Raw genomic sequence first — 23182 nt, 5'->3', positions numbered from 1 at the left:
CAGTAACACCTGCTGTCTGCTTCAGTTTTCATCAGGTGCGCACGAAGGTAACTTGATGGATAGCAACGTTTGGAAAGAAAATAGAATTGCGCCTTTAGAATACTGCTCATTCGAAAGAGCTGCTAAGTTGCTCAATTGCGAATGTGAAGACCTAATTCATTGGAATAAAATAGGTGCTATATCAATAGCATTTAAGCCAGAAAATATGGCAGGTTCTTTTTCTGTTCAATTACGTGAACAAATAGATAGCACTGAAATAGAAAAATACAATAAATCTCAATATATCATGCACGATCTTGGAGTTTATGGCTCTCAATTTCTACGCAATTTGGGCGATGTAAATGACAAGGGCTATATTGCATCAATTGATGAATTTCGATTTCATGGAAACATTAGTGACTTATGGATTATAACCAATGGGTCAGTGGATGAAAAAAACAGCATAACCATAACAAAATCATTCAGCACCGGATATAAAACATTAAACCCTGCAAACATTCCAAATAACCTAACCTACGCGTTATTTTTTTACCAAGGAACGAAAGATGTCACCCTTGAGTTAAAAGATCTCCTAATTACGAGGAGCGATATCGAAAAAATATGGACATCGGCTATCTCAGGTAAACCAATGGAGAGTTATTTTACAAGCAAGACGCGTGAAATTAAGGTTATTCCTGTCAGCTCAGTTTCAATAGCACAAACTGACAGACACGAACGCAACCGACAAGAAGTTGAACAGGTTGCCATGAAAGTTCGTGAACATTATCCGGATGAATGCACTAAAAATGGGAAATTACTACTCAATAAATGGGTAAAAGCCACCCTAGCGCGTAAAAATGATTATGGCGGTTTGAAACTTAGATCCGAGAGAAAAATTTCCACAATACTTAGCGGAATAATCAAAGCAGAAAAAGCTACTGAGTAAGCTTACTCGACTGCTGAGTAAACTTACTCAGCATTTCACTCTATCCGGCTGTTATCTACCATCTGCCATGTTGATTACACAAGCGACATAACATGGCAGGTGAAACCTATGATTACACAAATCTATCCCCACTCAGGACACGCTCGCCCACGAGCTACAGCTGACTTTTTAAAAGTTAGCACTGTTACCCTATGGCGCTGGGAAACAAGCAAACCTGATTTCCCGAAATCAATTCGCCTCTCTGAACGCGTCACTGTTTACGATGCAGCAGAGATCCGCGCCTGGCTGGAAGCTAAGAAACATAACTAATCCCCTGGAGTAAAACCATGAAATTAAAAAATTCTGGCTTAATCGCCAGCGGCCAAACTCACGCTAAAAACAGTAGTGCCCTAATTTTCAAACACAGCAAAGGAGCATCCGATGCGTAACATTGATCTCATCCGAGAAGTAGCTCGCATCGCTGCTGGGCAATGGCCTTTTGTGCTGGCAGGTCTAAATATTAACGTTCCAGATTCACCTCGCAGGCACTCTGCTTGCCCGGCATGTGGTGGTAAGGATCGCTTCCGTTTCGATGATGAAGGGCGCGGTAGCTTTATCTGTAACCAGTGCGGCGCAGGGGATGGTTTAGACCTAATTATGAGGGTGAATAACTGCGACACCATAGAGGCTGCAAGAATGGCTGCTGATGTGCTGGGAATTGATTTCCGAACAACAAAATCAGATTCGACAACATCTAGCCAGATACGGACGCTATTGGAGGGAAGTCGCCAGCCAAGTGAGTTGGAGCGCCAGCAGCAGGCGCTAGCAGATACAGCTCAGAGGCGGGCTACGTTCTCCAGCCTATACGCCAGAATGTGTAAAAAGACAGTTATGGGCAAGTCAGACTATCTGATGGTTAAAGGTTTGACCGACATTTCGTTTCCTCTCCTCAACGATGGATCACTACTTATGTCGCTGGTGGATGAATCCGGCACCGTCGTAGCTGCGCAGACCATCTCAGTTAATGGAAAAAAGCGACTGTTGACTGGTTCAGCCAAGCGAGGGGCATATCACGTCATCAACCCACAAGATAAGCCTCAGAAAGTGACCATTGCCGAAGGACTGGCAACATCACTGTCCATTCACTTGATGTGTCCTGATGCACTAGCGGTATGTGCAATCGACGCGGGTAACCTTTTACCTGTTGCAGTAAGCATGCGTAAAAAACACCCACAGGCGCAAATCATCATCGCCGCCGATAACGATCTGCAGAGCGGCAAGAGCAATACAGGAATAGTTTTCGCAGATAAGGCGGCTTGTAAAGTGAATGGTTGGGTATCTATACCTCCGACACACCATAAAGCCGACTGGAACGACTACCACCAACAATACGGACTGGTTGAAGCAAGACTCGCATTCATCAGTTCGATGTACCAGACACAGGAGAAAAGCATGAGATCAAAGCAGCAAGATATTGAGCACAACAATTTTACCGTCAGCGGTGCGGAGTCAGTTTCAGAACTGGGCAACGGAGAGGCACTGACCTCTGAAGAACTACAAGCCCTTAACGAAATTAACCGTTCTTATACGCATGTCACCATTGGAGGTAAACATAGGGTGGTATCACTTAAACCTTGTCAGGTAAATGGAATGACTCATGCATTTGAGGATCTATCTCAATTTCGAAATTATTTCTTCCACACTCCGAAAATTGCGAAAAAGTCCGCCGGATCAGCTTGGCTAAGCTGGCCGGGGAAAAATTACAAACCAGGTGGGGTAGGATTTTATCCTAATGTTAAAAAATGTCCGCCCGATGTATTTAATCTTTTTTCCGGGTTGCCAGTTTCACCTACTGATGGTGACTGCTCCCCCTACACAGAACATCTTAAACATGTTATTTGCGCAGGGGATAGCATTGCATATCAATATCTTTTAGGTTGGCTAGCGCATCTAATTCAAAAACCTGACGAGAAACCGTCGGTAGCTATCGTAATGAAGTCAGTTCCGGGAACCGGTAAAGGAACGACCGTCAAGCCATTGCTTGCAATAATGGGGCAGTATGCGGCCCACATCAACGGAGCCGGGCAAATTGCAGGCCGTTTTAACTCCACAATGGCGAACAAGCTTCTAATATTTGCAGATGAGGTGACGGTGCGCAATCGGGTAGAAGCGGACAGATTAAAGGGAATTATCAGTGAGACATCATTGAACCTTGAGCGTAAGGGGATAGATGCTGAACCTATGCCTAACTTTGCTCGGCTAATATTTGCGAGCAATAGCACGCAGACGTTGGTGGCCGGAATAGGTGAAAGGCGCTACCTGGTCCTGGAACCTGACCCAACAAAAGTGCAGGTCAAAGACTACTTTGACCGTCTTCATAATTGGGTGAATGATGGCGGAGCCGGGAAATTACTTTACCTTTTGCAGCATTATGACTTGCAAGCATTTGACCGTCACCGAGCCCCACAAACCAGCGCATTACGAGAAGAGATATTGCAGGGTTTAACCGGCGTGAATCTGTTTCTTTATACAGAAATAATGAAGGACAGGCCCTTTGGCGGGGCGGCCCGTATACCAGTATCAAGCCTGGTTGAAAAATTTATGAGCTGGTCTCAGGAACAGGGAGATGCACGCCAAGCCGCAGCGGCCAGAACACTAGTAGGGAAAGCAATGGTCGGTATGAAGTTAAAGAGCTCAGGTCGCCGTGGTCGTGGCGACGGTATTGTCTATGAACTTCCCAATAGTGATGCGCTTCAGGAAGCATTCGCGCAGCATATTGGAATGGGTGGATACAACGTTTTTTAAAAGACCTTTTCATAATGAAACCGTATTGTAGCTGTACCACCTGTACTACTCAGAGAAAAATCCTTTTTAATCATTAAAATATGCTGACATAGCTTTTCCATCACCTGTACCAAAGATGTACCAAATTTACCCAAGAAAGTGTTCTTCTGATTGAATTGAAGTAGAAACATCATCGGGGCAATGCAGCTCATCTTAGCTTACGCGCCCCGTATGAGTTGGCGAAAGCTATGTAGAAAAAATCATGGTGGCATATGAGATGCTATACACGAGTGGTAGTGGTGATGTGGAGGTAGAAATATGACATGTACCGTCTGCAAGCCGCGCCACATCTTGATTTCCCCGTATGCGGTACACGTGGTACGGCTTTCCCATTGAAAACCCTGTTTCTCACCTACTTATTTATTCTTGTGAGAAATGAGATTCAGAAGGTGTGTTATTTTTGAATGTCACATCAAATACGATTTTTTCGATATGCTGGAAACCAATACTTTGAGCATTCCAAAGCTGTGATTTCACCTGCTGGCAAAACTCTTTGTCACCCCTTTTGATATCAAAACGTGTCAGATAATAGTTACCGTCACTTTTCGACTCAAAGAATACTTTCACACTACAGGTTAATCCTGCCTGGAGATTATTTTGAGCACTGTTAAAGCTGACCACACTGGTTAATAACTGGCGTGATACCAATAAATTAATATCATCATTCATCTGTTTTTCAGCATGATTTTTGTAGATCCCGTATCCACCTGCGCTTATAGCAGCGGTGGCTGCAGTAATAATGAGAGCTATCACAGTATTTTTCATAGATTAGTCTTTGTAAATTATACGTTCAATTAGAGGATCGCTATCCAATAGAATGAAATTAATTTTTAAAAACATCATATCGTTTATTTCGATCGAAAACCCTATTTTGATATATTGCAACTATCAAATGCAATTTATCGATCGATTAAACAAATCATAAAAACGATCAATATCAGTAATTTGATCGTTTAAAACTATCAATAAAAATCACTGGATCTGACATTTTCGACTCAAAGATGAACCTACAGATTGCATGGTATGAGTTTTGGGAAGTCGCGGGATCGACCATTTCGGCGGGGAGGATATCCATTTGAGTTTTTGAGGATACCTTGGCTACGGTAGGAAGGTCAGTGAAAACCCAGCGTTGTACCACTAGGGGTGTATTAGCAACGCCCCGACGCTGGAACTTCATCATTTAATAAGAAATAACAAACTCGATTTCCTTAAAATCCTATCTGCGCCCACTTACCTTCCCAGCCATTAATGCGCTTTACTGAAATGGAGTGATGAGTTGACTCATCGTTTTGAGCACGATGCCCGCCATGCTTTTCCAGATAGACCTGATGAGCTTCATAGATATCATTCCTGATCCAAGATAATGGCGCGATATAGAAAATATTTGGTTCTCGGCAAAGATCGATAAACACCCAGAATTCATTGTCATTTTTATCCAATGCACATGGGGCACCGTAGTTCGTGGTGGTTTGCCAGGTTCCTGATGTTTTTGCTCTGGTGGTCACTTTGTATGTTTTACCGTTCGGAGCATCAAATTTGATAAAAGACTTGCTGCCCTCTTTCTGGACGGCGACATTCCTAGCTCCAAGGCTCATTAGTTTCTCAAATACCTTTAACTGCCCTAATTCTGCTGTCGTCATACTGCCCCCGAAGTGATTAATAATATTTTCAATAATCACATCAAATTTGAAGTGAATGCACCGCCCCAACAGCAACTACGGGGATTTTAGATACTTAATCTGCTCACCTGTGACACACAATGAAAAGTAGTAAATCTGTGACAGCAGCTCATTAAAAAAAAGCATCATGTGTGGCGCGGTTAAATTAACCGGGCTGCCTTCAACCAGGACAGACGAGCTTGTAATTGTGGAATGAACTCGTTGAGCCAGTACAGCGAAGAAACATATCCCGAAGACATTCCACCACGGCTAAAGCGTTCAACAAAGAAATCGCTGTCACCGACACGGTTAACCAACGATTTTCCGGTTAATACCTGAAACGCTGCCGAAATAATACTCGCTAAATCATCTGTATCGTCTGGTAGGCTCACTAGGCATAAGGCTTGTCGCATCTCTAGCCACAAGAAGAGGTCGCCTCGCAATCCCCACTGAGTGGGGGAAGGTTCAAATAGATCGGATACAGTGGCCCACTCACTCCCCACAAGGCTATCTTCTACTTGAGCAGTACGGCAAATAAGCGGGAAAAATGTTTGCCTGAAAAATGCGGGATTAACTTCAAACGAAAAGCCTTGTGCTGCGCCAAAGTTAATGATTTCTGCGGCACTTATAGCTTGCCCAGTTAATGCAAAAAAGAGGTGGTGTAGTCTGTGTTCAAGCTCATCCACTTTATCTGGGCGAACTTCCACACCTAAAGCAACTATCAGCTTATCGACCAAAATCTGATTTCCGTCATACGCATCAAATAACTGTGGCTCAGCGGCCACCACTTTTCTGATAATTTGCGCAATCGTCACTTTTTGCGGGAAAAGAAGGTATTCCAGATCAGGCCGTTGGTGCTTTTCAACAACAACCTCATAAGCCGTCTGCCGCTTGGTGTTCGTTGTCACACCTCGGTCTGCGCCAAGTATTAGCAATTCGCCAATAACCGATAAATTAGCCCCATGCCATGCAGCCTGATGAAGCGGTGTATAACCTTTCGATTCGCTGGGAATATTAATCAGATGAGGATAATCACGGAGAATCGGTAACAGAGCGTACCATTCGCCCCGGAAGGCGAGCCTCAACACTTTATCGTTAACTGACATCATGCTTACCCTTCTTGTTCAGGCCGTTCCGTATTCCAGTTTGGGAAGTAACGCTTCAACTTCTCAATAGTATGACGCCATCTCGGGGCCGTTGGCCTACACACCGTGTTCTGATTACCGAAGAAGCCGACCTCGCTCACTGCCTCTTGTTCGCTGCGGGTTTCAAGCCATTTAACAGAGACAAAATATTCTGATTTATCGGGATCATCGCCGTTGTCGCGATACCAGGCGCCAAACTTGAGCACGTCCATTGCGAGTTTTTCACCATCGTCAGTGTTAACCATAAAACTGCTGGCCGGTTCAACGGCACTCTGTACCAGCCCTACGCCCACATAACCTGTTTTAGGAATGTTGACCCAGACGCGGTCGCCCGGCTGAAGCTGTTTTAAGGTCTGGCTATACCAGCTTCCACCACCCGCGCTGATAAACCCGTAGCGACGAGCTTCTTCCCAGACTCGGCTTTGCGGATCGCCAAACGAAACGTAAAACTCACCGTTCCAGGGTTCTTTTGCATTAGCACTGGTGGCCGTAGCCTGAGCAGCATTGGTTTGCGTTTCGCTCGGATCGATAAGCCAGGCGCGGCTCAGGAACTGTTCGTCACCATGCTGGAACACTTTGAAGAACAGCACGTTAATTGAGATACCATTCTTACTCAAGTAGTCGACGATACGTTCGGTGGAGGGATCCAGCTCCGCCGCCACGATAATGATTTGATGCGACTGGTTGAGCGACTCTTCTTCCAATTCAGCATTAAAGCGCTGCTTAAATGCTTCCCCCAGATTTCCGCCACCAGAGAATTTTTCGTAAATCTGCGACAATCGATCGGCGGTTAAGTCATCCACCCAGGAGGCGTAATCCAGCGCCTGGGCAACCACTTCACGCGGCGTACGGTCGCGTTTAAGCTCAATCAGGATGAGCGAGGCATCCGGCGCAATCGCCAGCAGATCGATACGCCCTTTATCGAGGGTATTTTCCTGATGCCCGATAATCATCCACTGGTCGGAGAGAATGGTAGGATCGTTTAAAATCATCTTCTCCAGCAGTTGCTCGCTGGCGAGTTTGCTGATGGCCAGCGGTTGAGGATTCTCTCCAACCCGCCAGATAGCATGATGAACTGGCATCGTCTGTTCCTTAGTTTAATGCTGCGTCTGTGAGCGCATCCGCCAGGTGGAGTTGGGTTTGCTGGGCGGATTGGAGGCGGGATTTGAGAGATTCGCAGAAACTCAAAAGAAGACTACTTTTTTCTACTATTACCTTCTGCATTGATAAAGGTGGAAAGGCTAGTTTTAAATTTGACAATTCAGATGAATTAATATTCTTAACACCCGTAGTTGTTCTGATCGGTTTCTCGATTTGATCGCGAATAAAAACAGCTTTCATCATTAATGATATAAATTCAGCACACACAAAGTTATTGTGCATTCTTGCTCGAATTAAATAGCCAGCATAAGCATAGTTAATTAAATCTCGTCGTAGTAAAGTACATTGACCAACAATACTAAGACTTCCATTAGAGCGAATAAAAATTAAATCATCCTTTTCTAAAGACAACTCCTTCACTTCATGCTCTGATAGCTTTCCAAATTTCATATCTTCTAAAGAAATTTCGCCCCCAACCACATTGGGAATTCTCAGTACAGGATACCCATTAGTTAAATAATCACATTTCTGAGAAGTTCCATACTTTAACTCTTCTAAAATATCCCCGAACCGAATCCACTCCCATCCCTGCGGTAATTCAAACGGTTTCTCATCATCACTAATTGGTGGCAACGGTTTTTGTTTTTTAATTTTACCTTCTTTCACCAGTTGTGCTTTTTCCTGCTCAATACGTTTAAGCAGTTCAGAAGCCGGTTCGTCGTTTGGATCTTGTGGCACAAGTTTACCCATTACCGCCAGTTGCAGAATGGTTTGCTTAAGCGTGTCGATACTCGCTTCGGTGGTAAACAGTGTGTCGAAATACTGGCTGATTCGCGCCCAGTTTTCGGTGAGTTCTTCGGCATTTTGGCTATCGGTCAGCATCGCCAAAAGCGTTTCAACCAGTTGCTGATGCGCTTCTAAACTGGTCAGGGATTGCTGTTCCAGTTGGTCGCAGAGGGACATTAAACTAATAACCTTCTCTACGATTTTATTTTGTTCATTGGCCGGCGCTAACGGAAAACATTTAGAAAGATAATCACCTTGCGCGAGATGCCCATGGGTTGAGTGTGTAACATTTAGCTGATTTGTATTTATAAATTTCAAACCATAGATAAAAAAATCATGGTAAAGACTCTCGGTCTTAACCATTTTCCACATATTTTGATTCAACAGGGCTGGTAAGCATTCATGATCAACAATACCTATTTTACCTAAACTCCCTCCTACCATAACGAGAAGTATATCTCCTTGTTCTAGAGAGAAATTTTCGTATTTAGTTACCGCTAGTTTCTTTGGGATGAATTTTTTATCTGCTAAATTTATTGTCCCATCTGGGTTAATATTTGTAACACGTAAAACAAAAACACCTGCATCTGTATATTCTGATGTCTTGAAAGCATTACCTGTAACTGCATCAGAAAGCTCTCCAAGCCTTACCCACTTCCACCCCACCGGCAACTCAAAAGGCTTCTCCTCTTCACTAATTTCCGGCAGCGGCTTCTGCTTTTTAATCTTCCCCTGCTTCACCAGCTCCGCTTTCTCAGCGGCAATACGCTTCAGTAACTCAGACGCCGGTTCATCATTCGGGTCCTGTGGCACCAGTTTGCCGCGTACCGCCAGTTCCAGAATCAGCTCGCGCAGTTTCTTAATGCCGTAGAGGTCGATTTTACCGTTACTACCCCGCCCGGCAGTGGAGCGGGTTTGCACTGCAGAAGACCAAATATCGATATGGTCGGTGATCAGTTTCTCAACGGTCATCAGTTCGCTCCCTTATTACCTGCCAGCGCGGCACCAAGAATATCGCGTAGCTGGTTACGCAGCTCGCTGATTTCCGCCTGCTGTTTCTGGTACTGTGCCAGCAGCTCATCCGGATCGTGGCTGATGGTTTCACCCTGGTACGGGTTCTTAATATCAAGGTTGAAGTTACGGGTGATGATGTCTTTGATGCTGACTTTCCACGCCTGATTGTTCTCTTCACGGCTGGCAAAACCGTCGGCTTCGTTACCCCACCAGTCGATTTCCGCCTGAAACTCTTCAAACTTCATCGGTTTGGTTTTGCTGTAGTTCTTCACCCCATCCGGGTACGGGTGCTCGTAGAACCACACCTCTTTAGTTGGCTGGCCTTTGGTGAAGAACAGAATGTTGGTTTTGATACCGGTATAGGGATTAAACACGCCGTTCGGTAACCGCACGATGGTGTGCAGGTTGCATTCTTCGGTGAGCAGCTTTTTGATTTTAGTTTTTACACCTTCACCAAACAGCGTACCGTCCGGTAACACCACCGCCGCGCGGCCTTTGTCTGCCAGCACTTCGATAATCAGTTGCAGGAACAAGTCAGCGGTTTCACGAGTCTGCATCTCTGCCGGGAAGTTTTTCTCAATGCCGTCTTCTTCTGTGCCGCCAAACGGTGGGTTGGTAACAATCACATCAACCTGCTCATCCCACGAGGAAAGCGGCTTGTTGAGCGTGTTGTCGTGGCGGATTTGCACCGGCACTTCAATGCCGTGCAGCAGCATATTGGTGGTACACAGCAGATGCGGAAGCTGCTTTTTCTCGACGCCATAGATCTGCTTTTGTAGGGTTTTGTGGTCTTCAGTGGTGTTGACGTAATGCTCTTTCACATGATCAAACGCACAGGCGAGGAAGCCGCCGGTGCCGCACGCCGGGTCCATGATCGACTCGCCCAGTTTCGGGTCAATACGGTTGACCATAAAGCGCGTCACGGCACGCGGGGTATAGAATTCGCCCGCATTACCGGCGCTTTGCAGGTCGCGCAGGATCTGTTCGTAAATATCACCAAACAGATGGCGCTCCTGACTGCTGCTGAAGTCGATTTCATTGAGCTTGTTGATCACCTGGCGCAGCAGCGTACCGTTTTTCATGTAGTTGTAGGCATCGCTAAACGCCTGTTTGACCACAAACCCACGCGGGTTCTTATCGATCGGCGCGGTGAGGTTTTTCAGCGTTGGGAACAGATCGTCATTCACAAATTCCAGCAACGCATCACCGGTGATGCCTTCGCTGTTTGCCGCCCAGCTACGCCATAAGTAGCGTTGTGGGATCGGGAACTGGTAGTCATCCTGCTCCAGTTCCAGCTCTTCTTCCTGGGTATCAAAAATCTTCAAAAACAGCAGCCATGAAAGCTGCCCCAGACGCTGGGCATCGCCGTCCACGCCGGCGTCTTTACGCATAATGTCCTGAAGGGATTTAATGACTGAGCTAATCGACATGTTGTTATTCCATTCTTAAAAAGGATGCCACCGGCAGCAAACGCGACCAGTGGCAATAAATTTATGCTGTATCAGGCGAAGCGTGAAGGTAACTGGTAGATTTCGTTTTCCAGTTCATTCACTGCCTGCTCATAGGCCTGCTTGTCACCAAAGCGGGTTTTGATGATTTCAATCGGACGTCCCAGTGAGTCAAAGGGTTTCAGCTTCAACACCTGCACGTCTTCGATTTCCCGCACGCCTTCATCGGCATATTTATCCAGCAACGTGTTCAGCACCTGCTGCGCGGGTTCCGCATATTTGGTGAAGTAATTACGCTTACGCACGTTGGCGGCACGCTCATGGCGCGTCAGCGGCGGCTGACCGTACACTACGTGGCAGAGCAGATCAAACGGATCGAGATCTTTTCCGACTTCTTCGGCCAGCACATCCCACAGAATGCCGAGTTGCTCCAACTCTTCAATGATGACCTGCTTGCGGGGAGCTTCTCGCCATTTGCGCACGAAGTTATCCAGAGAGGCGTATTCGCTGTCTTTGAGCATCGTTTTGCGGGTGTAATCCTGGAAGGATTCAGTCACCAGTTTGCCGTCGGCATCGTAGTACTGAACGCGCTTAGCCAGCACTTTCACATCCACGCCGTTCACATAGAATTTGCGGACTTTGTTTTCGTTATCGTCATGGAATTCACCGTTTCCATTTAGCGGGTCACGATTAACTTTGTATTCCGCGCCTTCTTCCCTCGCTTCATTGACGACGTTATCATCACCATCCGCGCTATCTTCCGCATCGAGTTGGTCATTAAAATCAGACGCCGGGTCCGAAATGTCGTCAGGTTTTACCACCAGCACTTTTTCTGGCAAGCCGTCAAAACGTGGGTCGGCAAACAGCTCAGTCGCTTTTTTGAAGTCGAGGATGGTGAACCACAGCTTGCCGTGTTTTTCGTTGATACGCGTGCCGCGCCCGATGATTTGTTTGAATTTAGTCATTGACTGAATGTTCTGGTCTAACACCACCAGCTTACAGGTTTGCGCGTCGACGCCGGTGCTCATCAGTTCAGAGGTAGTCGCAATAACCGGGTAGGCTTTTTTGGGGTCAATGAAGTTATCCAGCTGCGCCTTGCCGATATCGTCATCACCGGTGATTTTCATCACGTACTTTTCGTTCTTCAGCACCTGTTCGGGGTTGAGTACCACCAGGGCCTGACGCATACGGGCTGCGTGATCGATGTCGTTGCAGAAGACGATGGTTTTATCCATCGGGTTGGTGCGTTTCAAATAATCGGTGATAGTTTGCGCCACCAGCATGGTACGTTCATCAATCACCATCGTGCGGTCAAAATCTTTCAGGTTGTAGATTCGGTCTTCAATCTCTTCGCCGTATTTATCTAACTGACCCTTAACCGGTCGCCAGCCCTGCACATCAACGTCGATATCGACGCGCACCACTTTGTACGGTGCCAGGAAGCCATCTTCAATGCCTTCTTTCAGAGAATAGGTATAAACCGGTTCACCAAAGTAATCGGTGCTGGAGACTTCTTCAGTTTCTTTCGGCGTTGCCGTCAGGCCGATCTGAGTGGCGCTGCCAAAATATTCCAGGATCTCCCGCCAGGCAGAATTTTCAGAGGCACTGCCACGATGACATTCGTCGATGACAATCAGGTCAAAGAAATCCGGTGCAACCTGCTTATAGGCTTTTTGATGTTCTTCTGGCCCGGTGATCGCCTGGTATAGCGCCAGATGCACTTCATAAGCGGGGTCAACGGTACGCCCCGTAACTTTGGTCATCGCAGAGCCAAATGGCTTGAAGTCATTGCGTTTGGTCTGATCGACCAGAATATTTCGGTCAGCAAGGAACAGAATGCGTTTTTTGTTTTTCGCTTTCCACAGCCGCCAGATTATCTGGAATGCGGTGTAGGTTTTCCCTGTCCCGGTAGCCATTACCAGCAGAATGCGGTTCTTCCCTGCTGATACAGCATCTACCGTTCGGTTTATCGCCTGCATCTGATAGTAACGAGGGGATTTCCCGCTGGCATCATCGTAGTAGTCCTGGCTGATGACGGGCAGCTGTTCCTGAGTAAACCCTTTCCAGACACAGTATTTTTGCCAGAGCTGTTCAGGGGTTGGAAAATCACTGAGAGTGATTTCTGATTCAAGCTGCTGCAGGTTGGTTTTATCATGGAAAACAAAACCGTCGCCATTGGTCGCAAACACAAAGGGAACATCAAGCAGGCTGGCGTAGTCCAGACCTTGCTGCATCCCTTTGCTGATGGCGTGCTGATTGGCTTTGGCTTCTATCACCGCCAGCGGCAAATTCGGCTTGTGGTAGAGCACAATGTCAGCAGACTTAACTTTGATACGCGAGGCCAGTTTGCCACGAACCACAATCTTACCATCGCGGAGTTTCACTTCTTGACGGACCTGCGACATCATGTCCCAGCCAGCATCTTTAACCGCTGGCAGGATGAATTTGGTAATGATGTCCGTTTCAGTTAAATGAGCCTTGTTTACGCCAGCCATAGCAGAGTACTCCACGATATTGGGTTAGCTCTGATTTTACACAGATTAGTGCGTTACGTAATGACCTGAAACGAGGTTTTGGGCAACGACTGGAAAACCATTATTCGTTAGAACCACTTCTACTACTAACCGACTCATGTAACCGAACAAACAAATCGACACAGCGCCTGGAGAACTCACCATTGTTCATTTCAAGCCATGCACGATTACTCGAGAGCCAATCCCTGTATTCAATGGGGTCAAGGTCATGCGACAAATATCCATTAAAGCTGCGCCACCATGGCCACCAGGCACTCGCTTTCGCCCCTGTAGGGAAATCTATTTTGAGCTGTTGTGCTGCCAGCAAAGCTGATTCGGTAGCATTCGAAGCATCATCCAGCTTGATACCGTAACTCCAATCCTGATAACTCCCTTTGGCAGGTTCGATACAGTAGTGCCAACCAATGGCCTCAGGTGGCCGCAATCCAATCCCGTAATCTGGATATAATTTTCGACATACCTCCCAGCCTGCTGGTGGTATCAAAGCCGAAGTCGCTTTTTTAGTCAGGGTTTGATAAATGCTATTTTGCAGGCTTAGTAGACTTAACGTGGTATCCAGCGTTGATTCGTCAGTAAAGATCTTGTCTAGCAAAACATCCACAACCTTCCCCTCCCTACAATTCAGCACATTCACCGAAATAAAACGCTGCAAATCGAATAGAAAGACTCGCAAGCGGTAAGGAATATCATCATTTTTGCACAGCCCTTCAAGCCAAACGACGAGCCTTTGATACGACAGGAGGACAAGTTCACCTGACTGAAGCGCAGCATCACATTGGTGCTCATCAATACTAAACAGACTTGGTCTGCTCCCTTCGGGTGTCAGGTAAATCAGCAGCGTTTCGTTTAGTACGCTGCGGCGCTTCCTTAGCTCGTGAAGATAGTCCAAAACCTGATTGGGTTGATCGGCGGCACTGGGTTTGTTCTCTATACCAAGTGTCCATCGACCCCCTTGTACGACGATATCAATTCGACGTTTAGTCCCCAGGGCATCAGTCTGCTGTTCACACTCAACAAACCGACAAGATGTTGCATTCCATAAGCTTTTCCCAATCAAATCCAGAAAGGTGCTGAGAAAGAGAGCTTGCTGACCATGAACACCGCGCACGTCGAGCAAGTCAGCCAGGATGCGTGAAAGACCATTTTCGTCAGCAGTGATATACCGAAAGACATTAAACTCAACAGCATCTTTTTTGTTGCGATTTTGGTGCGTCTGTCGGGCTTCGTTGAGCCACTCTGTCATTTGGTCCAGCCAATGATTACTAGTCATATCACTCCATCACACGCAGCTTTCATGCTCGGGACGGCTATATTAACAGCTCAATGCCTCATACAGCATAGTGTCGGCCATATGATGCCTTGCCATTCCCGGATTACATTCCTACTTTGCCCAGAATCATCATTCGGACGGCCCTTGATGGTATTTTTGCTGGTACCAGACATTTACGATAAAAATAAAACCATCAATATCATAAAATTAGACAGTTATACGATTCCTGCAGGGACACCATTAGCACGTCTCAGAACATCCCAGAATGTCCATAAAATTCATTAAAAACAAATACATTAGCTTATCCCGCGTCTAATGACATCCAAGGATGTTTACTGGAATCTACGTATGTTTGTGTATAACTCCAGGTTCGAAGTTTAGGTTATACACATCTACTCACAGACGTACAGCTCCGCCGCTCTAAGCCCCAAGACAAGCCCTATACGTTGAATGATGGCAATGGTCTTTCGCTTCTTATCGATCCCTCTGGCACCAAGGGCTGGCGCTTCCGTTACCGCTTTGCTGGTAAGGCAAAGATGATCTCCTTTGGGGTATATGGTCAAATCCACACTGGGTGATTTTCCCGCTCGCTCTTCTTTCAGTTGTCGAACCCATTTGTCCATTGTGGATTTGCCGACGTTCATTACCGTAGCAGCGGCGGCAACGGTGTAATGCTGATCGAGTACAAGCTGGGCAGCTTCGAGGCGAAACTCGGGGCTAAAATTGCATCTGTTACGTCCGGTCATAATGTCCCCTGTTTTGACTGTGAGGTGATGATATCACCTCTATTCAGGTGGCCAAATTTACTGTGCCACTACAAACAAGGAAGATTGATTATTCAGGCAGAGGGGAATGTATGAACGGAACTCATATTATACAGGCAACTACAGGTGGATTTATTCCTGAGCTGAATATCGACAGCAGGGATATTATTAAAGCAGAGTTTATGGCGGGAGCGGTATTTAAGATAGAACCGTATAACGATAGGCTGATAATAACGCTAGTTTCTGATGAGGGAGAGATTGAGCGGTTATTATTGGAGGTGGATACTCACCCGCATATCGGCATGAACTGGATACGGGATAACGGCGAGCTGTATCTGGCGGGGGACTGGTTGACGCAGTGCGGCCTTACCGGGCAACCACTGGCGATCAGCGTAATGCCCGGTAAGGTGGTGACTCGGTTACAGCAAGGTAGTGTGTAGGCATAACAGCAGATAAAAGGCCGAATAGTTTTTCCGGCCTTTTATCAATCGCATGTTAACCCATGATCTGTAAAGTTGATGAGTTTAAATTTAACTAACTCTTCATTTACTGTATTCTTAAGTTTCTCAATATCCATTTGAAGTCTAACATCACTCTCCCAACCATCCTCACCATTAAAACGGCGCTTAGCTCCTTCTGGCCACTGGCTTATTACTCCCTTATATTTGGTTATTTTATCTTCAACTAAACTTTCTTTTCCACACCATTTTAATATCAATATATCATCTTTCATAACATTTACAGGATATATTGAAGATGTGTCAACATCCTGACCATATATAAAACCAAGCATGGAACAAGTTAGCTTATCAATAAACGCATAAGGACTTTGTTTTTTAAATTCAGAGACAATGCCTTGTAATTCTTGAGTATGCCTTAAAAAACTAATTGATTCATTAGCTCCTTTCCGATTCAATAGTGTGGTTGCCGCACTCAATGAAATCGTAGGAAATGAACTCATTAGTGAATGCGTATGAAAGACAGGGACATAATGTTCACCACTATAAACCGGTTTTAAATAAACACCTGATAGAACAGGTCCATTTCTCTTAATTAAATGCATGGGCTTATATATTTCATAGTCGCCCAATACATCCTTCCAATCTTGAGTTATTTTCTTTTTTTCAGTGGCTTTCATGGGTTTCATAATATATCTCAAGGGTGTATTGCTACCTGTGTTGAGGTAACGGGTAAATTATTAGTATTGTGCGTTTGTTGACGCTGACCTATTGGACTATTAGGATTTTTAGTAAATTTATAATCAAATACTTCACCTGTATTGGGATTGTAAACATCAGGTCTTGCACTTCCTGCTGTACCTCTCGAAACCGGCACCCCATTTAAATAAGACTGTTCAGTTACTAAGTGGGTTTTCTTCCCTGTCATTCTCTGATACCGCTGCATTAAATCATCAGCATATTTATGTTTCTTTGATCCTTGCACCGGCCCTGTTCCCGCAGCCCCATGACCATTCTTCACTCCCCACCGTTCAGCCTTTTCCGCAATTTTTTGTACAAAGTCTCTATCGGAGAGTTTATAAGCAGGACATTTTGCTAATCCAAGCGGATCGATCCATGTTAATGGATTTGGTACATACCCGTACGGATTTAATCCCCCCGCCAGCCCTATCGGGTCCGGGCATAAATACTGCCCGGTGTCCGTATCATAATAACGAAAACGGTTGTAATGCAACCCGGATTCCTCATCGGCATACTGGCCTGCAAACCGCAGATTACAGCTGACCTTGTCTTCGTCATTGGCTGCTTGCCCCCAGTACTCGGCTTTCCCCCATGTGGTTAGCCGGTTCGCCCACACCACTTTCCCCTGTTCATTAAGTAACTCACGGGGGGTGCCCAGATGGTCTGCCACCACATAATGCAGTCTGCCCTTTTCATAACGGGCTACCGGGGTTAATGAACCGGGGGCATACAGCCAGTGGACCCTGTCCTCTCCGCCCACCGTCCCGTCCGCATAAACCGGCGCCTCTTCAATCAGCTGGTCACCGCTCCACAGGTACTCGTAACCGGACAGGACGCGCCGGGCAGATGACAGAGGCTGCTCATCCGGGCCGGAGGTCTGTGCCGGGGAGTCGATAATACGCCGCTTACGGATGCGCCGCCCGAAGGCATCATAGTCATAGCGCCAGCGTTCTCCTTTCGGCGTCATTAACTCTGTCAGCTGGTCCTGCCCGTTCCAGCGGTAACGCCATACCTGTGGCCGGAAACCTTCCTTCACTTCACGTTTTTCAGTCAGTCTTCCGGCTGTGTCATAACGGTATTGGCTATTCCCCCGGGATACCACCCGCCCCGCCTGTTGCTGTTGTGCCGCTTGCTGCACGGCGGCTTCTGCCCCACGAGGCAGGTGGGCATGCAATGTCAGGTTCTGACTGGCGTCGTAGCTGAACTGCTCCTGCAGCGGCAGGAAACCGCCGAAATTCGCACGTACTATCTGGTCATTCAGGTCGTATTGGTACTCTGTCCTGCCCCAGCGACCATCATCAATACCCACCACGTTACAGGCCCGGTCATACTGCCAGCTGCGGCTGACGGCGCTGCCATGCAAGGCCGGTGCCACTGCGCTTTCCGGGGCCATCAGCTGCTGCCGGAACAGGGCTGAGTTACGGCCTGCCGCCTGATTCGCCAGCAGCCCCGTCGCGGTATAGTTACAGGCCTGAATAAATCCCGCGCCACTTTCACGCACGGTTTCACGGCCCAGCCTGTCGTACCGGAAATGTAATGGCTGATGGCCCGCAAGCGTTAACTGCGTCAGTTCGCCCTGAAGACCGTAGTCAAACTCAAGCCCCAGTTCGCCGACCTGCCGCGCACGGGGCGTGCCGTTCAGCCTGTCCCACTGATGCCTGATTTCCCGGCCGTTCAGCCGTTCGGCTATCAGCCGCCCGGCCTCATCATAATCAAACTCAACAACGGCTTCTGCATTTTCAGCTTTCAGTAAGCGCCCCTGGTCGTCGTAGCTGTAACTCACCGTGGCAACCAGGGTGGAACTCACTTCACCACAGCGCCAGGTCTGTTGCGCCACGACCTGATCGCGTGGCGAATACTGCCAGCAGACAACACGTTCATCGGGATAACGCGCCCGGATGCGCCGCCCCGCGGCATCATACTGATACTGAATGGTTCGCCCGGTAAAATCGGTTTCCGCAATGACCTGCCCGGCTAAATCACGCGTATAGCGATAAGTTTCACCCAGTGCACTGGTGACGCCAGTGAGGCGGGTCAGCCTGTCATAGTGAAAGGTTAACCGCTGCCCGTCAGGGCGCACCAGACCGGTCAGTAAGTCAAAACCACCGTATTCGTAACGGGTGGTTTTTCCTGCGCCATCCGTCACCGCCGCGATGCGTTTTTCACTGTCATAGGTGACAGCCTGTTCAGCACCATCAGGCAGATAAACCCGGCTGATGCTGCCCTCCGGGCTGGCATGCTGCGGGCTGTAAACATAGCGGGTCGTGTGCCCCAGCGCATCCCGGGTTTCCTGCAACCGGCCAAAGATGTCCTGGCTGAGCAGCGTCACGCCACCGTCGGGGGCAATAACCTCACAGACCTGGTGCTGAGTGTTATAACGATAGCGCCACTCTGCCCCGTCAGGCAGGATCTGGCGTACCAGTTCGCCCTGTTCGCCATAACGGTATTCCTGCCGTAACCCCTGTGGGTCAACAGCATGACAAAGCTGTCCCTGTTCACCGTAAATAAACTGCCAGCCTTTGCCATCCGGCAACGTGCTTTCAGTGACCTGCCCAAAACCGTTGTATTTATAGCGGTATGTTTCTCCGGTAGGGGCGGTGATCTCTTCCAGTTCACCGAACTGATTGCGCTGAAAGACCACCCTGCGCCCCAGGGCATCGGTTTCAGAAAGTTTGTTGCTGAATTCCCATTCCGTCAGGCGCTCGCGCCCCAGCGGGTCAGTTTCACGGGTCACCTGACCGTCACTGTTATACCAGAAACGGGTGCGTCCTCCTTCCGCATCCTGATAGGTGGTGCAGCGGGCGGCATCATCATAGAAGAAACGGTCCTGATAATGCCCGCTCGCGGTACGTGTGGACAGCACCCGGCCAGACCGGTCATAAAGAATATAAGCGTCAGTCTTATCCGTATCATGCCAGCGGGTCATGTAACCGGCCGCGTTATATTCATGATAAAGGTGGGTGAACTGGAAGGTATCGCACTCCGCCAGCAGGCCGCTTTCGGCATAACGACACGTTACCAGCCACTGGCGCTGAGCGGGTGTCACCAGCTCTATCAGGGTTAACTGCTGCTGCTCATAACGGAGTTCCAGTGAATAGCCGTCGCTATGATCAATGCGTGAAAGCTGCCGTTCTTCAGAATAGCGAAAACGGATCTGATTACCAAAACGATCGCTGATGGCAGACAGGCGGCGAACCTTTCCCTGCGATTCGGCAAAACTCAGGTTCTGCTGAGTCTGTCGGTTAAAAACATGCAATACACCGCTGCGCTGGCCATAGAGCAGATAATGGCCTTCGTGCAGGTTGATGGCCTGAACGTCATCATCATCCTGCGGTGCATCGTAGGTCAGCAGGACACCTTCATGGTTTCGAAAACGAATCACCGCGTCTTCCACAATAAGCTGCTGTGCCCAGTCATCTGCCCATTTATCGCCAAAACTGCCCGTCAGGTGAGCGCCGGAACGATAGAGGCGGGTCAGCGTCAGCGGCAATATGCCCGGAATCGCAATCACCGGCCACACCTGGAGGAAATCCCCCGTTGCCGCATCGACCGGTTCACCGGGTTTGGTGCATTTGTTATTACTGCAACCTTCAGCTTCAGAAGAGGTTTTGGGTTTGCTGCCCTTTTTCTTCCCTCTGGGGATCGGGAGATAGCTGGCCACGATGGTCACCCAGCGCAGGGCTGAGCTGCGGCTGTCTTTAACTTTGAAAATCTCCGCCGTTTCTGTGGTTTCAGCAATGGTTGCCGCAGCGCTGTTGATGTTGGCGTCACAGGTGGTGCGGTGCCCCAGACGGGCAATCTGTTTACCGTTGGCATACACCGTTTTCGCTCCTTCGGCGATAACCGGCGGAGGACCCGGATGGTCACTGCATACGATGGGATCGCCAACGCGGGCCACCGGTTTTCCCTCAAAATACACGTTAGGGGAGCCCCTGAGAATGGTGCCCTTATTCTCACCATACTGCCCCATTGCCGCACCGGCAGCGGCAATTCCGCCACCGACCAGCCCTCCGGCGGCGGCGGCTGCTGCAACAACAACCAGCGCAGCACCCCCGGTGGCGACCACCAGAGCACCGACAGCGACGGCAGCAACCGCTCCGAGCAATATTCCGCCTAATGCCCCCCAGGTACCGAGGTCTTTCTTCTGGTGCGCGATAAAATCCCCTTCGCGCGCCGGCGCATCCCCCTCCGTTGCCACCTTTTCCCAGCCGAGAGACTCTGCAATGGCGTTACCCGCTTTATCTCCGAGATAGCTGCCCACCTGTGCGCCCACATAACCCGCCGCCAGACCGACGGCGAAAGGTACCCCGGCACCGCTTGCAACCGCATAGGCCCCCATTCCGGCGGTCACCGCATTGTTGACCCCTTCACTTTCCATAAAATTCAGGGCCTGCTCATTAAACGACTCAGCGCTCCCTTCACGGGTATCGGGTGGGGTTGCCGCACGCTGCTGCTCCATCGCCTCCTGGCGCACGGCCGAACGCCCGCCGGCAGCACCTGCGCCTGACCATACTCCCTGTGCAACACTCATCGTCCGCTCCTGTTACTTTGTAGCCGTTTTTTCTGGCGTGGCCGGTTCCCGCAACCGGAATGTGCTCATCAACGTGGTGATTTGTTGCCGCTGTTCATCCGTCATCTTTCCGGGTATTGTGGCAGTGAAAACCAGTACTTCAGGATTGAGATCAAGCAGCCTCATTAACTGATGAATCGGCCCTTGTGGTGATGACCAGCTGAATTCAGAGGTCACCGTGTCGCGTGCGTTCTGTTCCCCGCTTTCCTGACTGATTTGCTGATAATCCTTCAGCTGTTTTGACAGGCTGGCTATCTCGCGCTCAGCAAACTGACTGAATGACATGCCCCATGGAATAACGTCTCTGGAAATGGTAAAGCTGATGCCGCTCTGGTCGTTATCGGCTGCACTGAGTACCAGGACACTGAGATCACGCCAGGCGGTGGGTAATTCAATAGTGCCTTCGTTAAAGTGGAAGAGGGACAGTTCATCCGGTGTTATCATTTGTTACTCTCTCTTGAATATCATAAATTCTGAATTTTAAAATAAATCATAAGTCAATTTTTATATAAAACGTTATTTAACCGGAGTGAAAGTTCCATCTGTGCTATCTGCATCAGTACTAAGTTGCCAGTTTTTTTTATTTACATTAAAGTAAAACAAAACGGCCGATACATTAGGATCTCCGCCACACATGTTATAGCGACTACTTCCTCTAACAGCAATAACAAAATTATCTGAATCACTATCTCCATCAAAGTCATAATCCAGACAAGCATCTTTTAACTTTGTCATTTTATGATTAACAACATAATTACGAACCAGACTTATAGCTTTATTCTTATTACTTTTTTCATTTCCTATTATCGATGCATCGGGTTCTTTTGATTTCACTACTTCAGCTAGCGACTGCCATGAAGCAGCAAAACAAAAGAAACACACTAAAACCTTCATGAGAAAACTTTTACTTATCATATTCATTTAACCCTTGTGATTTGATTATTTTTACAAGTTTATCACCATAATCGGGATCTGTTGCATATCCGGCACCACCGATAGCTTTAGCAAATTCAGTCGGATCATTCATATGAGCAAACGCAGATTTGTAACGTTTATTTACGTTTAAAAATCGCCCATAATCATCGGCTGCTTCCTGATAATTTTGATAGCCTCTAAAATTATCAGTAATAGTAACTTTATTGCCGCCAATATATTCGCTTGTAGTAAAAGATGCCGTATTTCCAGATGGGGATTTCCCTTTTATCCCAAAATAAGCATTATTCTTGACATGCTTTCCCCAACCAGTCTCTTGAGCAGACTGAGCCAAAGTTACAGATACGGGTACGCCCCAGTCCTGTTGTACTTTCTTAGCGGCAGGAAGGGCTTGGTCAATAAATTTTTGTACATGTTTAGGTCTTTGTTTTACAGGAGGTTGGACAGTGGCCTTCTGCGTAGGCAATTTCGGAGGAGTTGCAGGACTAGCCCCCGTTGTTGCTGCTGCAACACCTGCCGCACTGGCAGCTGCCTCTTCGGCTTCAGACACCGCCGCAGCACCACCACCAGAACTGCCTTTATTCAAATGAACAACTGCCCCATCAACATATACCCCACCCGTATCCAACTGTATGCATGAACTACCAAAGGTAATTTTTATGCTGCTGGTCGTCATCTTTATCTCGCCCGCTCCCACCTTCAGGGTAATGTCATCTGAAGCTTCATAAAGCTGCGTGCCCGGGCCACTTTTACCGGCTTTAACTTTCACCTGTACCTGGTTGGCACTGGTACTGCGCATCGTACAGATGTCTTCTGACAGACCACCCTGCTTCACCGTCTTGGCTTCGTTGCCCACGAGAATCTTGAGTGTCCGGTTACCTGACTCAACGGTAAGGGACTGATCGTTTTTGACAACCGTGCTCATATCCTTCTGTGCATGCAGAAACAGCCCTTCGCTGCCCCTGGCATCTTCAAACCGCAGTTCGTTGTAGCCTTCTCCTTTGTGGGTCCT

The 23182-nt window shown here is 47.9% G+C and carries 17 protein-coding genes and 2 pseudogenes; 5 read left to right on the top strand and 14 right to left on the bottom strand.

What is annotated here, in order from left to right; all coding sequences use genetic code 11:
* The first annotated feature begins 55 nt into the window (after positions 1–55).
* The 3 genes from AC07U6_RS03300 to AC07U6_RS03290 all read left to right on the top strand — a co-directional run bounded on the left by AC07U6_RS03300 (position 56) and on the right by AC07U6_RS03290 (position 3709).
* Positions 56–925 carry a hypothetical protein gene (locus AC07U6_RS03300; RefSeq protein WP_494763290.1) on the top strand — a complete coding sequence of 290 codons (870 nt, stop codon included), beginning with the start codon at positions 56–58 and terminating at the stop codon, positions 923–925.
* 108 nt (positions 926–1033) lie between these two features.
* The gene (locus AC07U6_RS03295; protein WP_494763291.1) at positions 1034–1234 is read left to right on the top strand and encodes a helix-turn-helix transcriptional regulator; all 201 of its coding nucleotides are present in this window, start codon (positions 1034–1036) and stop codon (positions 1232–1234) included.
* Positions 1235–1345: 111 nt separating this feature from the next.
* Positions 1346–3709, top strand: coding sequence for a DUF5906 domain-containing protein (locus AC07U6_RS03290; RefSeq protein ID WP_494763292.1), 2364 nt, complete (start codon positions 1346–1348; stop codon positions 3707–3709).
* Positions 3710–4108: 399 nt separating this feature from the next.
* Here the strand turns inward: AC07U6_RS03290 and AC07U6_RS03285 are convergent, their stop codons facing one another.
* From AC07U6_RS03285 to AC07U6_RS03250, 8 genes are all read right to left on the bottom strand, one after another.
* Positions 4109–4513: a hypothetical protein gene (locus AC07U6_RS03285; RefSeq protein WP_494763293.1), complete on the bottom strand. Its 405-nt coding sequence runs from the start codon at positions 4511–4513 to the stop codon at positions 4109–4111.
* Between the two features lie 443 nt (positions 4514–4956).
* A complete protein-coding gene (locus tag AC07U6_RS03280) occupies positions 4957–5388 on the bottom strand; it encodes a hypothetical protein (protein ID WP_494763294.1) in 432 nt (143 codons plus the stop codon).
* Between the two features lie 179 nt (positions 5389–5567).
* Positions 5568–6515, bottom strand: coding sequence for a hypothetical protein (locus AC07U6_RS03275; protein ID WP_494763295.1), 948 nt, complete (start codon positions 6513–6515; stop codon positions 5568–5570).
* A gap of 2 nt (positions 6516–6517) precedes the next feature.
* A complete protein-coding gene (locus AC07U6_RS03270; protein WP_494763296.1) occupies positions 6518–7633 on the bottom strand; it encodes a DUF8606 domain-containing protein in 1116 nt (371 codons plus the stop codon).
* A gap of 10 nt (positions 7634–7643) precedes the next feature.
* Positions 7644–9410, bottom strand: coding sequence for a restriction endonuclease subunit S (locus AC07U6_RS03265; protein ID WP_494763297.1), 1767 nt, complete (start codon positions 9408–9410; stop codon positions 7644–7646).
* The gene (locus AC07U6_RS03260) at positions 9410–10882 is read right to left on the bottom strand and encodes an N-6 DNA methylase (RefSeq protein WP_494763298.1); all 1473 of its coding nucleotides are present in this window, start codon (positions 10880–10882) and stop codon (positions 9410–9412) included. Before AC07U6_RS03260 ends, AC07U6_RS03265 begins: the two co-directional genes overlap by 1 nt.
* 71 nt (positions 10883–10953) lie before the next feature.
* On the bottom strand, positions 10954–13395 hold the full coding sequence (gene hsdR / locus AC07U6_RS03255) for an EcoAI/FtnUII family type I restriction enzme subunit R (protein WP_494763299.1): 2442 nt from the start codon (positions 13393–13395) through the stop codon (positions 10954–10956).
* Between the two features lie 100 nt (positions 13396–13495).
* On the bottom strand, positions 13496–14704 hold the full coding sequence (locus AC07U6_RS03250; RefSeq protein WP_494763300.1) for a PDDEXK-like family protein: 1209 nt from the start codon (positions 14702–14704) through the stop codon (positions 13496–13498).
* A gap of 446 nt (positions 14705–15150) precedes the next feature.
* Between AC07U6_RS03250 and AC07U6_RS03245 the strand changes: the two are divergent.
* A pseudogene (locus AC07U6_RS03245) lies at positions 15151–15270 on the top strand (Arm DNA-binding domain-containing protein); the annotation flags it as partial.
* A gap of 6 nt (positions 15271–15276) precedes the next feature.
* Here AC07U6_RS03245 and AC07U6_RS03240 read toward each other — a convergent pair.
* A pseudogene (locus AC07U6_RS03240) lies at positions 15277–15450 on the bottom strand (transposase); the annotation flags it as partial.
* Positions 15451–15560: 110 nt separating this feature from the next.
* Between AC07U6_RS03240 and AC07U6_RS03235 the strand changes: the two are divergent.
* On the top strand, positions 15561–15908 hold the full coding sequence (locus AC07U6_RS03235; RefSeq protein WP_494763301.1) for a SymE family type I addiction module toxin: 348 nt from the start codon (positions 15561–15563) through the stop codon (positions 15906–15908).
* Positions 15909–15952: 44 nt separating this feature from the next.
* Here AC07U6_RS03235 and AC07U6_RS03230 read toward each other — a convergent pair whose 3' ends face one another.
* From AC07U6_RS03230 to AC07U6_RS03210, 5 genes are all read right to left on the bottom strand, one after another.
* A complete protein-coding gene (locus AC07U6_RS03230) occupies positions 15953–16615 on the bottom strand; it encodes a hypothetical protein (protein ID WP_494763302.1) in 663 nt (220 codons plus the stop codon).
* Between the two features lie 8 nt (positions 16616–16623).
* Positions 16624–21198 carry an RHS repeat-associated core domain-containing protein gene (locus AC07U6_RS03225; protein ID WP_494763303.1) on the bottom strand — a complete coding sequence of 1525 codons (4575 nt, stop codon included), beginning with the start codon at positions 21196–21198 and terminating at the stop codon, positions 16624–16626.
* A 12-nt stretch (positions 21199–21210) separates the two neighbouring features.
* On the bottom strand, positions 21211–21681 hold the full coding sequence (locus AC07U6_RS03220) for a DcrB-related protein (RefSeq protein WP_494763304.1): 471 nt from the start codon (positions 21679–21681) through the stop codon (positions 21211–21213).
* Between the two features lie 72 nt (positions 21682–21753).
* Positions 21754–22131 carry a hypothetical protein gene (locus AC07U6_RS03215; RefSeq protein WP_494763305.1) on the bottom strand — a complete coding sequence of 126 codons (378 nt, stop codon included), beginning with the start codon at positions 22129–22131 and terminating at the stop codon, positions 21754–21756.
* A gap of 10 nt (positions 22132–22141) precedes the next feature.
* On the bottom strand, positions 22142–23182 hold a 1041-nt coding region (locus tag AC07U6_RS03210), incomplete at its 5' end, for a glycoside hydrolase family 73 protein (RefSeq protein ID WP_494764785.1).

Source organism: Erwinia sp. GW821-FHT03D09 (assembly GCF_059420805.1).
Note: the sequence above shows the minus strand (reverse complement) of the source record. Positions and strands in the feature narration are given on the sequence as shown.